The following is a 14,176-nucleotide window of genomic DNA, read 5'->3' on the forward strand; positions in this document are numbered from 1 at the left end:
TTGTTAACGCCGGGGCGCGCCCCGGCGGTCGCGCCCTGTCAGCCTTGCCGTCTGCGCAGGGTAAAGCGGTAGCGGTATTCCCGCGCGGTCAGCAGGTATTCCGGGTGCACGCTCGGTGTCCAGGAGTCATCGCCGCCGACGCCCATATGGAAGCCGTCAATCGACAGCCAGATGCCCGCCTCCGGCTGCAATTTATGCCAGTGGCTGGTTTCCATCAGCTGACGCGTGCCGTAAGGGCTTAGCGAGAAATGAAACTCGCCCTCGGCCTGCCAGCCGTTCCAGGTAAGCTCGCGGGTGTTGCAGCGCAGACCGTTTTCGCCGGGGAAGATATACGGCGTGGTGAGCTCTGAAAGCGGCAGCGTCCAGCGCGAGAAGCACGCGCTGCTCAGGCGGTCCGGGTAGTTCTCATGCGGGCCGAGGCCAAGCCAGCTTGCCGTCTCTTCGCCGCCGCGTAACTGGCAGACGACACCCACGCGCGGCAGCGGCGGCAGCGCGGCGCTGCGCGCGATGTCGATATCGCAGCGCAGCGCGCCCTGGTTATCCACCACCATGCGCCAGCGGCTGAGAATAGCCGGGCCGTCCGCCACGCCTTTTGCGAAGTACGCATGCTGCGCGACGATCTCCACGCCGTCGCGGGTGGTCTGCGCGTCGCAGGCCAGGCAGCGGTGTTCGGTGTTGTACAGCCCGGCGGCTTTCCAGCGCTCCACCCAGGCGTTCGGATCGATGCGTTCCACTTCGCTGACGCCGATATCGTTATCGATCGGCGCGCGGATGAACTGATCGGCAAGCGGCGTCAGCAGCTGATCCACGCCGTCGTCGCTCCACTGCGTCAGCTGTCCGCTGGCGCGGCTCACGTGCCAGGTCTGACGCCCGTGGCGAATGACAAATTCCGCGTCGGTGATCTCAAGCTGCGGCGCGTCGCCTGCCACAACCGGCTCCGGCAGCGCGAGCGGCTCGGCGAGCGGCCACTGCGCCCAGGCGCTGAGATGCCCTTCGGGCGACCACGGCGTCGCCTGCGGCTGTTCGACGCGCACATGCAGCCACACTTCCTCGTCGCCCGCGCGGGCGCTAAAGCCCGTGTCGCTGAGCGTCAGCACGCGGGACGCCTGCGGGCCGAGCTCCAGCGCCAGTTCCCCGCTCAGGCGCGTCTCGCCCCGCACCTCGATGCTCCACAGCAGGCGCTCGTTGTCGCTCTCGCGGAACAGGTATTCGCTGGTCACCTCGATTTGCAGCGGGTTTTCGCTCACCAGACGGAACTGGAAGAACTGCTGCTGATGCTTCGCCTCAAAGAGCGCCGGGTGCGGCGTGCGGTCCGGAAAGACCAGGCCGTTCATGCAGAACTGGCGGTCGTTCGGCGTGTCGCCGAAATCGCCGCCGTAGGCCCACCAGCGGCTGCCGTCAGGCTCGACGCGCGTAATGGCCTGGTCGGCCCAGTCCCAGATAAAACCGCCCTGCAGGCGCGGATACTGGCGGAACGCGGCCCAGTAGTCAGCGAAATTCCCGAGGCTGTTGCCCATCGCATGGGCGTATTCACAGAGGATCAGCGGGCGGGTTTCGCCAGGCATTGAAATCCATTTTTTGATCGACCATTTCGGCACCGCAGGAATCAGCTGGTCGGTCTCCACGCGGGCGTACATCGGGCAGATGATGTCGGTCGCGCGGGTATCCGCCCCGCCGCCTTCATACTGCACCGGGCGCGTCGGGTCCTGATGCTTGATCCAGTTATAGAGCGCGGTGTGGTTCGCGCCGTTGCCCGACTCATTGCCGAGCGACCAGATAATAATGCTCGGGTGGTTACGGTTGCATTTCACCATGCGCGTGACGCGCTCGCTGTAGGCGCCAAGCCACACCGGATCGTCCGAAAGACGGCTCATCGGCTCCATGCCGTGGGTTTCAATGTTGGCTTCATCCACCACGTACAGCCCGTAGCGGCTGCACAGCTCATACCAGCGCGGCTGGTTGGGGTAGTGCGAACAGCGCACGGCGTTAAAGTTGTTCTGCTTCATCAGCAGGATATCCTGCACCATCGCCGCCTCGTCCACCGCCTGGCCTTTTTCCGGGTGATGCTCGTGACGGTTAACGCCGCGGATCAGCAGCGGCTGGCCGTTAAGCGTCAGCAGACCGTTGCTGATTTCCACGCGACGAAAGCCGACGTCGTGCGCCTCAGAGACAAGCGGCATGCCGTCGGCATCCAGCAGCGTCACCACCGCGCGGTACAGGTGCGGCGTTTCGGCGCTCCACAGCAGCGGGTTGTCAACGTCAAGCGAGAGCGTGACGCGCTCCGGGTAGTTGCCACGCTCATCAATCGGGGCGGAGCCGAGCGGCAGCGTCTGGCTCGCCACTTCGTTTTCACCGCGCCACAGCGCGAGAGTGACGCTGAGCCCGCGTGCGGCGGGCGTCACTTCCACGTCGCTGAACAGCGTGGCGTGACGCAGCGACGGCGCAAGCTCGGTATGCACGCGCACATCGGCCAGCGCCTGTTCCGGGAGATGCAGCAGGCTGACCGGGCGGAAAATCCCGCTCATGCGCCACATATCCTGATCTTCCAGATAAGTGCCGTCCGACCAGCGCAGCACCAGCACGCACAGGCGGTTGCGGCCCGCGTGCAGCACGCCGGTGAGATCGAACTCCGCCGGCAGGCGGCTGTCCTGCGAATACCCCACCCACTGCCCGTTACACCAGAGATAAAACGCCGAATTCACGCCGCCGAAGACAATGCGCGTGCGGCCCGCCTCCAGCCACGCCTGCGGCACCTCAATATCGCGCGAATAGCAGCCGGTCGGGTTGTCGTCCGGCACAAACGGCGGATTCACCGGGATCGGGTAGCGCACATTGGTGTAGATCGGCGTGTCGTAGCCTTCCATCTGCCAGTTTGAGGGCACCGGCGTGGCGCGGGCGTCGCTGAGATCCGCCGCCAGCCAGACTTCAGGCACCTGGTGAGGGCTGGTGAAAAAACTGAACTGCCATTCGCCGTCGAGCGACAGCACAGCGTCAGACGGCTCTCCCCGGCGCGCGCAGTCGGCGTCGCGCCAGCCGTGCAGCGGCGTGTGGGACGGCAGACGGTTGACGCTGGTGATCGCCGGGTTCTGCCAGTCGTTACGGGCGAGGATCGTCGCCAGCGGGCGCGTCTGAAGTTCGTTAAAAGCGGTCGTGATGGGGTTTTCTGTCATGATGGTTCCCTGGAAACAATAAAATGTCGTGCGCTAACATAAAGGATCAGCATGGCGGGAAACCGGACAGATCGCGAATGGCGGCGTTGCAGAATGCGATCCTGGATCACATCACAGCGTATGCAGGATCGCGAATTGCGATCTTTGTCACAACAGTGATGTTAGCGCACGACATTTCGCGCCAGAAATTGACTTTATCGCGCCCCATCGCCGATGATTCAGGCCACACAGAGCAGAGGAATGGCGATGAAAAAACGACTCAGCACGCTGGATGACGTGGCGCAGAAAGCCGGGGTGTCGCACCAGACGGTGTCGCGCGTGCTTAATAAGCCAGAGATGGTTTCGCCCGCGACGCGCCAGCGGGTGCTGGACGCGATGGACGCTCTACAGTTTGTGCCAAACCGCAGCGCGCAGCTGCTGGCCGGGAAAGCCACCCGCACGCTCGGGTTTATCACCGTTTCTCTGGCGCTGCATGCGCCGTCGCAGATTGCCGCCGCCATTAAAAGCCACGCCGCGCGAGCGGACTACAGCGTGGTGATCGCCACGCTGGAAACCGGCACGCTGGAGGAGCTACAACGCTCGCTCAATGAAATGCGTGCGCAGAAAGTGGATGGCGTCATTATCAACCTGCCGCTCGGGGCGGAGGCGGCCGCAAGCCTCGTTAACGACAACAGCGATCTGCTGTGCCTGTTTCTCGATGTACCCGCCGACAGCGACGTCTTTCACGTAAGCTTTGACCCGCGCGACGGCTCGCGCCAGAGCGTGGAGTTACTGCTGAACGGCGGCCATCAGCGCATCGCGCTGCTCGCAGGGCCAGAACACTCGGTGGCATCCGGCATGCGTCTCGCCTGCTGGCAGGAGGTGCTTAGCGCGCACGGGCTGGCCCCCTGCGCGGTTTTACACGGCGACTGGAGCTCGAAAGACGCCTGGCAGCAGACGCTGAGCCTGTTCCGCACCCGGCGCGATATCACGGCGCTGGTGGTGGCGAACGATCAGATGGCGTTCGGTGCCATGAGCGCGCTGGATGAACTGGGCCTGCGCGTGCCGCAGGATGTGTCGGTGATTGGCTATGACGACACGCCGGACAGCGCCTATTTCATTCCGCCGCTTACCACCGTCGAGCAGGATTTCAACCGGCTGGGCGCGCAGGCGGTGAGCCGCATGGTGGCGCGCCTCGCGGGCCACGGTGAGAGTGGATCTGCCCTGCTGCCGACCCGCTTTATCGAGCGCCGATCCACCGCGCCGCTGGGCGACCGCAACGCCTCTCGTGAACGGCTGCTCGATGAAATGGCACGCCTGGTGAAAGCCCTGCGCGAGTGCTGAGCCTCAGCGCGCTTTATCTTCCTGCTTCATTCGCGCGCGAATGCCGCCGTCAATGGTGGTGGTGTCCGCCATCGGCGTGTAGATAGCGCCGGTCGTCGGGGCCAGCGGCTGCGCTTTTTCCACCGAGCGGTTAATCACTTTCGCGGAGAGTTTTTCCGTCATATCCGGGAACAGATGGTGCGATAAATTCGACGATCGCGCCTTCCAGCCCACCGGGATCTCCTCTTGCGGTTTGAAACAGGCTTTGACCATCGCGTCGATCACTTTTTCCGGCGGATCCATCGCGGCCATGCGCGGCGCGTGGCCGGTATAGTTAGCGGCGTGGGTCCACCACGGCGTATCCACCGCCCACGGCATGATGGTCGCCACTTTGATGTCGTGGTATTCGTTAAGCCGCAGCTCCTCGTTAATGGTGCGTCCGAGGCTCAGTACGGCGGCTTTGGTGGCGGCGTAGCTCGACTGAAACGCCAGCGGCACTTCGCTGTCCACCGAGCCGGTGTTAATCAGCACGCCAAAGCCCTGGGCGATAAAATGTTTCATCGCCACGTGCGCGCCGTAAATCACTCCTTTCAGATTCACATCCACCAGCCGCTCATGATCGGCGACCGGGATCTCCCAGAACCAGCCGAGCGCCCCGACGCCGACGTTATTGATCCAGACGTTAATCGGCCCGAAGCGCGCGATCGCCGCCTGCGCCAGGCGTTCCACCTGATCCGGCTGGCTGACGTCTGTTTCCACCGCCAGCGCGTGGCCGTTGTCAGCGTTAATCTCCTGCGCCAGCGCCTCCAGCGCCTCGCCCCGACGCGCCGCCAGCACGACGTTCGCGCCGCGTTTGGCAAGCGCCAGCGCGGCCCCGCGGCCAAAACCGCTCGACGCCCCGGTGATAACGATAGTGGTGTTGATCATTCGTTCTTCAGACATAGCGGCCCCTCTTTTATCAGCAGATTGCCGCGCCGCTTCAGGCCCGAAGGGCGGCGCGGCCCAGCTTTCAGTCTGGACCGGGATGCGCAGAACGCAAAAAGATGGGCTTTTAGCCTGTGAGTTAATCAGGAAACTGAAATTGATTTGTTTGAGGGGAGCGGGGTATGTAGGGGGTGAGGTATGCGCGAAGAGCGGACGTTTTAATCATGGCAAACTGAAGAAAGTCTGGCTCAGCCTTCACGCTGGGCACGGTTTTGGGTGATCCAACGCTCTATTTTCATCCTGCTTTCATCGGTTGCTGGATTGAAGAGCATCATTGACAGATCCGGCCTCCCTTCGACAGAAAAGGTGCAAAACTCCAGCGCAATTGTTCCGATTTGCGGGTGATGTAGCATCTTTAACCCTTCTCCATGCCCGGCAACATCGTTGTTACGCCACAGGCGGGCAAAGTCAGCGCTTTGAGCGGATAGCTCCTCAACCAGCCGAGCGATTTCCTCTGACGCACCGAGGCGCGCAGCATCCGCCCGAAAGGCATTGACGATGAGCCGGGCCACGCCCTCCCGGTCGTGCTGCATCTCCAGCGCCTCCGGGTCGGTAAACAGCAGGCGCAGAATATTTCGCCGCGCGGGCGGCAGCAGGGCGTAGTCCTTCAGAACAACCGCCGCCGGGTAATTCCATGCCACTACATCCCAGATGGCGGTTTTGATAATCGCCGGAATCGTCAGGCTTTCCAGCATGCGTTGCAGCCGTGGGGTTATGCTGCCGGACGGACTTACCCGGCTTTCCGGCGGATGGCCAAACGCAAGTATAAACAGATGATCGCGTTCGGGAGGTGTAAGCCGCAGCCCGGCAGCAATGCGGTTTAGCACCTCGCGAGAGGGGGTTCCTCCGCGGCCCTGCTCAAGCCAGGTATACCAGGTCGGGCTGATATTCGCGAGCTGAGCCACCTCTTCGCGACGCAGGCCCGGCGTACGGCGGCGGCCGGGCAAAAAACCAAACGAAGCCGGGTCAAGTCCTAGGCTGCGGGCTCTTAAAAAATCACCCAGAGGATTTTCAGAAAACAGCGTCATAAATTAGCCTGTTAATGTTTATACCCTGATAAGGTCACTACTTTAATAGTAAAAGATCCGTGCTTACGCTGTTGCAGTAAATTACTCAGGAGAAAGACCATGCGTATTTTTGTAACGGGTGCGACGGGTTTTATTGGCTCACGTGTAGTATCAGCCCTTCTTGCACGCGGCCATCAGGTGACCGGGCTTGTGCGTTCAGAAGAAGCAGCCCGGCAGTTAGTCGATAAGGGCGTTACTGCCCAGCGCGGAACTCTGGAAGATCCCCTCGAGTGGGTTGCAGGCATCGACCAGTGCGATGCAGTGATCCACACCGCCTTCGATCATGATTTCACCCGTTTTGTGGAAAATTGCGAAAAAGATCGCCGGGTTATTAGCGCTATTGGCTCTGTGCTTCAGGGCAGCCAGCGCCCGCTGCTTATCACCTCCGGCACCGGAATGGGTGATGACGGCAGCGGCCAGCCCGCTCTGGAGCAGAATTTCAACCCGGCACATCCTAACCCACGTGTAGCCTCTGAGCTGGAAGGCTCTCAGCTACTGGAATCAGGGATTGATGTGCGTGTGGTGCGTTTGCCTCAGGTTCACAATACCGAACGCCAGGGGTTAATCAGCTATTACATCTCTCTTGCCAAAGAAAAAGGCGCAGCAGCTTACATTGGCGAAGGTAAAAACGCCTGGTGTGCGGCACACGTGGATGACGTGGCCGGGCTGTATGTAAAAGTGCTTGAGCAAGGCGAACGCGGCGAACGGTATCATGCGGTAGCGGAGGAAAGCATTGCTTCATGGCTGATTGCGCAAACCGTAGCGACAGGCCTGGATATCCCTGCTGTTTCGCTGAAATCAGAACAGGCCGCAGAGCATTTCGGCTGGTTCGCCGCTTTCACAATGATGGATATGCGTGCAAGCGGTGCATGGACACGCCAGCAGCTCGACTGGCAGCCCAAAGGACCAGGGCTTATTGATGATTTGAACAGAATGAGTTTCTCAGGCCAGCCTTAGACCCAGCGCCGGGTAACGGCTTCGCCTTACGCGACCCTGATGATTCCACACCGCTGCATGGACAGGCAAGTGAGTGAATGACGGCCTGTTAAAACCTACTTCTACAGGCAAAGCCTGTTATTACGGCGGTGCCGAGACGTCCGCTCCTGCCACGAAGCGCCTCATGCCAAACGGGCGTTATCGCATTCGCACCTGTCTTAGTCAGCCAGTTTCACGCGGTTAATCAGTGACTGCTGGCTTAGCCGTGACGTGTTGCCTGGACGAAACCTGTAGCCACTCATCCATTCTTTCGGTTTAGCTGACAATATAAGGATGGCGCCAGGCCATCCTTGTTTCATACTCAGGCGCGCAGACCGCCCGCCAGCAGCGTAAACACCTCGATCATTTTCGGCAGCGCTTCTTCGGGCTGTGGGCTTGCGGCCACCCACAGCGCGGCATTGAGCGCCGCGCCGTTCAGCAGCCGTGCGGCAGCGTCGGCGTCTACCGGTTTGATTATCCCGCGCGCCATCATGCTGATAACCGTCTCGCGCGTGGCGTCAAGGCAGCTATTCTGGCTAGGCCACTGCGCCGGATCGCCGAGAAACGCCGGGCCATCCAGCAGCACGATGCGCCGCACCTCTTCATCCAGCGCCATCTGAATATAGGCGACGCCTTCGGCGATCAGCGTTTCCCACGGGTCTTTCACGCCTGCGGCGACCGCTTTCGCGCGCTGCGCCATCTCGCCATCCACCTGGGCGACCACGGCGGCGAGCAGCCCTTTTTTATCGCCGAAATTATGGTACAGCGCGCCGCGCGTCAGCCCGACGCTGGCGGTGAGTTCATCCATTGAAGCGGCCGCAAACCCTTTCTCAGCGAACGCCTTTCGCGCCGCCGCGATGAGCTTCGCGCGGTTTTCTTCCATGGTGTCGATGCGCCGTCTTGCGGCCATAGGATCTCCTTTTCACATACGCAACGTATTTCAATTGACATACGCAGCGTATGTGTAATGATTATTCACATACGCCGCGTATATTAAATCAATTCCCGGCAAGGCGCACCCGGCTTCTTGCCCAACGTTAACAGGACACCTTATGACTTCTCGCGAACCCGTTTTCCCCGCTAACCGTCATGCGTTGTATGAAGAACACGGTTATTCCGCCGCCATTCGCAGCGGCGATCTGCTGTTTGTTTCAGGCCAGGTGGGCAGCCGCGCCGACGGCACGCCGGAGCCGGATTTTGAAGCGCAGGTGCGGCTTGCGTTTGAGAACCTGCGCGCGACGCTCGCCGCCGCCGGTTGTACCTTTGACGACCTGGTGGATGTCACCACGTTTCATACCGATCCAGAGCGCCAGTTCCCGGCTATTATGGCGGTTAAACAGGCCATTTTCCCGGCACCGCCGTACCCGAACTGGACCGCGGTCGGCGTCAACTGGCTGGCGGGTTTTGACTTTGAAATCAAGGTGATTGCCCGTATCCCGGACGGGCCGCGCGCATAGTAAAAAAGGATGGCTCAGGGCCATCCTTTTTATCAACTACTGTGCGTTACAAACCACGGTGCGCCATTAACAGCGCCAGATCCACCAGCCGGTTTGAGAAGCCCCATTCGTTATCATACCAGGCGAGGATTTTGACCATGTTGCCGCCAATCACCAGCGTTGAGAGGCCGTCGATAATGGATGAGCGCGGGTCGCCGCGATAGTCGCTGGAGACCAGCGGTTCATCGCTGTAGCCGAGAATGCCTTGCAGCGGCCCTTCCTGTGACGCCTTCAGAAACGCGGCGTTGACCTCTTCCACGGTGACATCGCGGGCGAGCGTGACGGTGAGATCGACAATCGACACCACCGGCACCGGTACGCGCAGCGAGTAACCGGTCATGCGTCCGTCGAGTTCAGGGATCACTTTACCTATAGCCTTCGCCGCCCCGCTGGAGTACGGCACGATGGAGAGCGCCGCCGCGCGCGCGCCGCGCAGATCTTTCTCCGGCTGGTCGTGGAGCGCCTGGCTGTTGGTGTAGGCATGGGTGGTGTTCATCAGGCCGTGCTGAATGCCGAACTGCTGGTGCAGCACCTGGGCCGCGGGCGCAAGGCCGTTGGTGGTGCAGCTGCCGTTGCTGACCACGTGATGCCGCGCCGGATCGTACTGCTCATGGTTAACGCCCATCACAATGGTCAGGTCGTCGTTTTTCGCCGGGGCCGAAATGATTACGCGCTTCGCGCCACCTTTGGTGATATGCACTTCGGCCTGGGCTTTATCGGTAAAGAAGCCAGTGGCTTCGATGACAATTTCCACGCCCACGCTGCTCCACGGAATATTGCCGGGGTCGCGCTCGGAGAAGACGCGGATGGCGCGCCCGTCGAGCTTCAGCTCGCCCTCGCCCGCTTCTACGGTCGCCGGCAGCGTGCCGAGCAGGGAGTCATGTTTCAGCAGATGCGCCAGGGTTTTGCTGTCGGTGAGATCGTTAATCGCCACGACCTGAAACGCCTCATTGCCCAGCGCGGCGCGTAGTACGTTGCGGCCGATACGGCCAAATCCGTTAATACCTACTTTAACCATGATGAAGCTCCTCTGTTAACGTTCTGTAGAGAGTGTGTAACAGAGGGGCAATGGCGTAAATGACGATATTAGATCACTTTACGCCATCATGCGTGCGCAGAAGCGTTCGCGGTAGTCCGACGGCGTGAGATGCAGGTTACGCTCAAAGACGCGGCGCAGGTTGATACCGTTGCCGAAACCGCACTGCGTCGCGACCTGCTCAATACTTTCGCTCCCCTGCTCCAGGCGCTGGCGGGCGGCGTCAAGGCGCGCCTCTTCCACATAGCGGGCGGGCGACACGCCGGTTTCGCGCGTAAAAACACGGGTGAAATTGCGCGGGCTCATCGCCACATGCTCTGCCAGTCGCTCAACGCTGAGATCCTGCGCCAGGTTCTCAAGGATCCAGCCCTGGAGATCGCGGATCGGGCCAGGCGTTTTCGCCTGGGTCAGCAGATAGCGGCTGAACTGCGACTGCCCGCCGGGACGGCGCAGATACATCACCAGCTCCTGCGCGACGTTACGCGCAAGCTCAAATCCGCCGTCTTCCTCCAGCAGCGCCAGCGTCAGATCAAAACCGGACGTCACGCCTGCCGACGTCCAGATATCGCCGTCCTGCACGTAAATCGGCCCGCGCTCTACTGTCACCGCCGGGAAACGCGCGGCGAGCGTATCGAGCAGCCGCCAGTGGGTGGTGGCGCGCCGCCCGTCCAGCAGACCGGCCTGCGCCAGCAGCAGCGCCCCGCCGCACACCGAGACCACGCGCCGGGCATGCGGTGCCGCCTGTGACAGCCACTGCGCCACCTGGTCGCCCTCTTCTTCCGTCAGCCCTCGGCCCGTCACCATGATGGTGTCAAAGGGCGTGTGCGGCGCAAGATCGCACAGGCGGTGCTCCGCCAGCAATTTGAAGCCGGAGGCGCCGTGGATGACGTGGTGCGGCTGGGTGGTGGCAAGCGTCACCTGATAGTGCGGCTCAGGGGCATCCGCAGGCCGCAACTGGTTGGCCCGGGTGAAGATATCGGCGATGCCGGTCGCTTCCAGCAACATGCCCCCTTCCGGGGCGATAATCAGAATAGTTTTCATGTCCTGAAAAATACGCTTTATACAAATTAAGTCAACACGGGCGCTTAACCGTATGGCGGTTTCAGAACGTGTGATGGCGTGGTCTGTACGGCATTGAGCGCAGATAACGCTTTGTGGGATAAGTAAAATCGCAGGGAATAAAAGGGAGGCGGGTTTAGTGAGAGGGGAAACAGAGCGCGCTGGTGTATTTGCTTATGAAAATTCCCGCCGCTGGCGCAGCGGGGCTGACGTTACTGCCGCGATTGCCAGTCGCGCTCGCAGTGTTCTTTCGCTTCGGCCAGCAAATCGCGCAGCTCCGGCGCGCCGTCGCTGTAGCCGTAATCCATGGTGCTGCTGGCGGCCTGCTGCTCCTGCTGCGCGGCAAAGCGGATCTCATCCTGCTGCGGCTGCCATTCACCGTTATCGTCACGCACCAACCGCGTGGCATATTGCGGCTGTTTGTCATCCTCGCCGTAGATTTCATATTTACACTCAGGCGCGTTTTCCGGCCCAAATTCCAGGGTATCGATCAGATGCGGCTGTGCCATCGTGCCTCCTTCAACAGGTTAAAAATAAAGGGTAGTACAGGGAAGCGGAATGTGCCGGAGCCGTGTAGAATAACCGAAGCGCGGGACGTGAGATAAATAAGGGAAATCGTCATGCTGAAAAAAGCTATTTTCTTTTTCATTGAGCCGTATTTACCTTACGTCGCCCTTTTCTTTATTGTGCTCGGTGGTGTTATTTTTCATTATGTTGTTCCCGAGCACGCGGGCGCATTAACGTTTATGTGGCTGGTGCATGTGCTGTACTGGTTTGTGAAATATGTGCCCTCTTATATCAGGTTTAAACAATAAACCGCTCACAGATAATTCCTCTGCGCCACTGGCGCGCAGAGGCTAACCATTTAATTACGTTCAAGTAGCGTCAGTTTACCGTCAGGGGTTTGTCTGTAGAGTTTACCATTTAGACCAAAAAACACTTTACTACTATAATCCCCCCCAACCCTCATCACGACATCATTATAAATACAATTTTTATCACTTTTAATATCATCAAAACAATTATAATCGTCTATAGTGCCATCGTTACTACCTGTCGGCGCAGCGACATACCCCCCGAAATACATGATAGTGATTGTAAAGTCTTCAGGGTTATCGATTAAATGATATTTTTCTTGCAGGTTATCTTTGTTTTTATTCCACCAGTCAATCTTACCCCGATCTGTGAACGGCGGATGATTAATATATACTTTACCATCAGCCACCCTAATTATTTCTGTTGGCGCAAAAAAATCCCAGCAAAACCATGTAATACATATTAACAACAAAGCAAAAAGGATTTTCTTAAGCATTATATTCACCTGTAATGGTTACTTTAGCTTCAAAATTCGTAAAAAATGGTTTAAAGCCGAGTTTATTGAACCTTTGCAAGACAAACCAGATTCTAAAGAAAGTAAAGGCATTAAACTGTACTTTACTGATATCATCAGTATCAAGCCCAAAATGATCCTGACCTTTAAAACGAATAACAGCAATGTATTTTTTATTGTTCAGAACCAGCGAGTCAATAGAAATTTCCGTACTATTAACATCATGTATGGAAATTCCCAAACCGTTAATGCATGACTGCCATCCAACAAATTTAGGCAAGTGCATACTCGTAAAAGGCTTTGTAAAATGTTCTTTCGTTAACACATGCTTATCAAAATTATGCCTGTCAAGAATATATTTGATAGCACCTACTGCACTTGTATTACTTTTATCCTGGATTATAACTTTTCTATATGCTTCATTTATCTGCAAATCATAATAATCCGCACCATCTTTGTAATGCATATGGTCAATTAATCTGGCGATAAGGCTTTTATATGTGCCGACAAAAGAGAAAGCTTTGGACTGTGTTTTCATATCATTAAAAAGCATTTCTATCACTCTTTCTTTCGTATAAGGCGCAAGGCGGCGCAGCGCCGGGTGATCATAGGGAGAGCGATAGGTACAATAATCAATAAAGGGTGACACCTGATACAGTTTAAAACGCTCCTTAAGCGTTTTCTCATCCAGATCGCCACACTTCATATCATCAGCGTTGCGATCGTTAAAAGGTTTTTGACTTGTAAAAACAGTTAACGGCTGAGCTAGTCCACTCATTGATATACATCCTTTTAAATCACATGGGTGAGACATCATTATACGACTTTACCAGGCGGCTCAAACGCTTTGTTTTGAAATATGACGCCTCTCAAAAAACAATATATTTAAATAATTATCAGAAATATATTTCTTTCTTAAAATAGCCTACCATTATGAGTCCATCCATCAGAATTGACAGCTTCAGCAGCAGCGCTCAACACACATGAGAATTAATTTTCAATTATTTAACGAACATCAATGTTGATGATCGCTAAGCTCATTGATTTATAAATTCAATGAGGCATATCACTTACTGACGCCCCCCTGGTAAATCCACTACTAACAGCAACCCCTTATTGTTATTCCTAAATCAGCGAAGAGCATGCGTTTCACGGCAACATAGTCTCAGTAGTAAAGTAATATATCGCCGTTAGCTCACGTTATACCATACCAGAGAACGATTCACGTTAATGCATGATTAAAAAGGAATGCTGCTGTGGCGCTTTTCGGTCAATAAAAAGCACTCTTCCGATTTTGCGGTGTTGCGCAATGCATTACTGGCAACTAATAAAGTTGTATCTGGGAAAGGCATCGTGACTTATGGAGAAATTAAAGTGGTGGCGTATGAAAGCGATTGTCCTGTTGGTTAATATTCTCCTTTTCGTTGGGCTTTATCTGATCACTATACCTCTCGTACATTTCTGGCGCCCGCTTACCCGACAGGAAATTGACTGGCTGGTGGAGAGCGCAGAATGGTTTGGTTTCCTGAATGCCCAGCAATTATGGTGGCTTCTGATGGCAACGACTGATTTCATCGTCGCGCTGGTAATATTTATTCTGATGAAAATCGTCTGGCGGCGGCTGGTATCACGGTATAACGCTGCGCACGCTAAATAGTTTACCCGAGGAGATTCCCCCCATCAGGTTTGTTCGTATATCCTCAACCCCCCTCCCCCAAACCGCACCCACGTTTAAGCAGCCGCCCTTCACACATGCC

At 57.4% G+C, this 14,176-nt stretch carries 15 protein-coding genes; 6 read left to right on the plus strand and 9 right to left on the minus strand.

The features are described from left to right. Positions 1 to 38: 38 nt before the first annotated feature. Complete coding sequence (locus AFK66_RS14830; protein ID WP_023899292.1) at positions 39 to 3,170, minus strand: beta-galactosidase; 3,132 nt, start codon at positions 3,168 to 3,170, stop codon at positions 39 to 41. Positions 3,171 to 3,416: 246 nt separating this feature from the next. Here AFK66_RS14830 and AFK66_RS14840 point away from each other — a divergent pair, with 246 nt between their 5' ends. After that, on the plus strand, positions 3,417 to 4,493 hold the full coding sequence (locus AFK66_RS14840; RefSeq protein ID WP_032983222.1) for a LacI family DNA-binding transcriptional regulator: 1,077 nt from the start codon (positions 3,417 to 3,419) through the stop codon (positions 4,491 to 4,493). A 3-nt stretch (positions 4,494 to 4,496) separates the two neighbouring features. On the opposite strand, the gene AFK66_RS14845 is transcribed toward AFK66_RS14840, so the two are convergent. Together AFK66_RS14845 and AFK66_RS14850 are read right to left on the minus strand one after the other, a co-directional pair. Next, positions 4,497 to 5,414, minus strand: a complete 918-nt coding sequence (locus AFK66_RS14845; protein ID WP_032983223.1) for an SDR family NAD(P)-dependent oxidoreductase — start codon at positions 5,412 to 5,414, stop codon at positions 4,497 to 4,499. 230 nt (positions 5,415 to 5,644) lie between these two features. Next, positions 5,645 to 6,484: a helix-turn-helix transcriptional regulator gene (locus tag AFK66_RS14850; protein WP_007781072.1), complete on the minus strand. Its 840-nt coding sequence runs from the start codon at positions 6,482 to 6,484 to the stop codon at positions 5,645 to 5,647. Positions 6,485 to 6,583: 99 nt separating this feature from the next. Between AFK66_RS14850 and AFK66_RS14855 the strand changes: the two genes are divergently transcribed. Then, the gene (locus AFK66_RS14855) at positions 6,584 to 7,480 is read left to right on the plus strand and encodes an SDR family oxidoreductase (RefSeq protein WP_007781070.1); all 897 of its coding nucleotides are present in this window, start codon (positions 6,584 to 6,586) and stop codon (positions 7,478 to 7,480) included. 340 nt (positions 7,481 to 7,820) lie between these two features. Here AFK66_RS14855 and AFK66_RS14860 read toward each other — a convergent pair whose 3' ends face one another. Then, on the minus strand, positions 7,821 to 8,408 hold the full coding sequence (locus AFK66_RS14860) for a TetR/AcrR family transcriptional regulator (RefSeq protein ID WP_007781068.1): 588 nt from the start codon (positions 8,406 to 8,408) through the stop codon (positions 7,821 to 7,823). Positions 8,409 to 8,550: 142 nt separating this feature from the next. Here AFK66_RS14860 and AFK66_RS14865 point away from each other — a divergent pair, with 142 nt between their 5' ends. Next, positions 8,551 to 8,955, plus strand: a complete 405-nt coding sequence (locus tag AFK66_RS14865) for a RidA family protein (protein WP_007699216.1) — start codon at positions 8,551 to 8,553, stop codon at positions 8,953 to 8,955. A gap of 46 nt (positions 8,956 to 9,001) precedes the next feature. Here AFK66_RS14865 and gap read toward each other — a convergent pair whose 3' ends face one another. The 3 genes from gap to AFK66_RS14880 form a co-directional block, all read right to left on the minus strand. Continuing rightward, a complete protein-coding gene (gene gap, locus AFK66_RS14870; protein WP_023899298.1) occupies positions 9,002 to 10,012 on the minus strand; it encodes a type I glyceraldehyde-3-phosphate dehydrogenase in 1,011 nt (336 codons plus the stop codon). A 78-nt stretch (positions 10,013 to 10,090) separates the two neighbouring features. Continuing rightward, positions 10,091 to 11,071, minus strand: coding sequence for a GlxA family transcriptional regulator (locus tag AFK66_RS14875; protein WP_007781065.1), 981 nt, complete (start codon positions 11,069 to 11,071; stop codon positions 10,091 to 10,093). A 230-nt stretch (positions 11,072 to 11,301) separates the two neighbouring features. Continuing rightward, the gene (locus AFK66_RS14880) at positions 11,302 to 11,598 is read right to left on the minus strand and encodes a hypothetical protein (protein WP_004386323.1); all 297 of its coding nucleotides are present in this window, start codon (positions 11,596 to 11,598) and stop codon (positions 11,302 to 11,304) included. A 111-nt stretch (positions 11,599 to 11,709) separates the two neighbouring features. Between AFK66_RS14880 and AFK66_RS14885 the strand changes: the two genes are divergently transcribed. Then, on the plus strand, positions 11,710 to 11,904 hold the full coding sequence (locus tag AFK66_RS14885; protein ID WP_007781062.1) for a hypothetical protein: 195 nt from the start codon (positions 11,710 to 11,712) through the stop codon (positions 11,902 to 11,904). A gap of 50 nt (positions 11,905 to 11,954) precedes the next feature. Here AFK66_RS14885 and AFK66_RS14890 read toward each other — a convergent pair whose 3' ends face one another. Together AFK66_RS14890 and AFK66_RS14895 are read right to left on the minus strand one after the other, a co-directional pair. Beyond that, a complete protein-coding gene (locus tag AFK66_RS14890) occupies positions 11,955 to 12,401 on the minus strand; it encodes a DUF943 family protein (RefSeq protein WP_032967933.1) in 447 nt (148 codons plus the stop codon). Then, positions 12,394 to 13,197, minus strand: a complete 804-nt coding sequence (locus tag AFK66_RS14895; RefSeq protein WP_032967931.1) for a DUF3289 family protein — start codon at positions 13,195 to 13,197, stop codon at positions 12,394 to 12,396. The genes AFK66_RS14890 and AFK66_RS14895 overlap by 8 nt, the downstream gene beginning before the upstream one ends. Positions 13,198 to 13,667: 470 nt before the next feature. On the opposite strand from AFK66_RS14895, the gene AFK66_RS22770 reads away from it, so the two are divergent. Both AFK66_RS22770 and AFK66_RS14900 read left to right on the plus strand, forming a co-directional pair. Next, positions 13,668 to 13,829, plus strand: coding sequence for a hypothetical protein (locus AFK66_RS22770; RefSeq protein ID WP_007781059.1), 162 nt, complete (start codon positions 13,668 to 13,670; stop codon positions 13,827 to 13,829). After that, a complete protein-coding gene (locus tag AFK66_RS14900; RefSeq protein ID WP_032968682.1) occupies positions 13,804 to 14,076 on the plus strand; it encodes a hypothetical protein in 273 nt (90 codons plus the stop codon). Before AFK66_RS22770 ends, AFK66_RS14900 begins: the two co-directional genes overlap by 26 nt. Positions 14,077 to 14,176: the final 100 nt, after the last annotated feature.

This window comes from Cronobacter malonaticus LMG 23826 (assembly GCF_001277215.2).
GTDB classification, from domain to species: Bacteria; Pseudomonadota; Gammaproteobacteria; order Enterobacterales; family Enterobacteriaceae; genus Cronobacter; species Cronobacter malonaticus.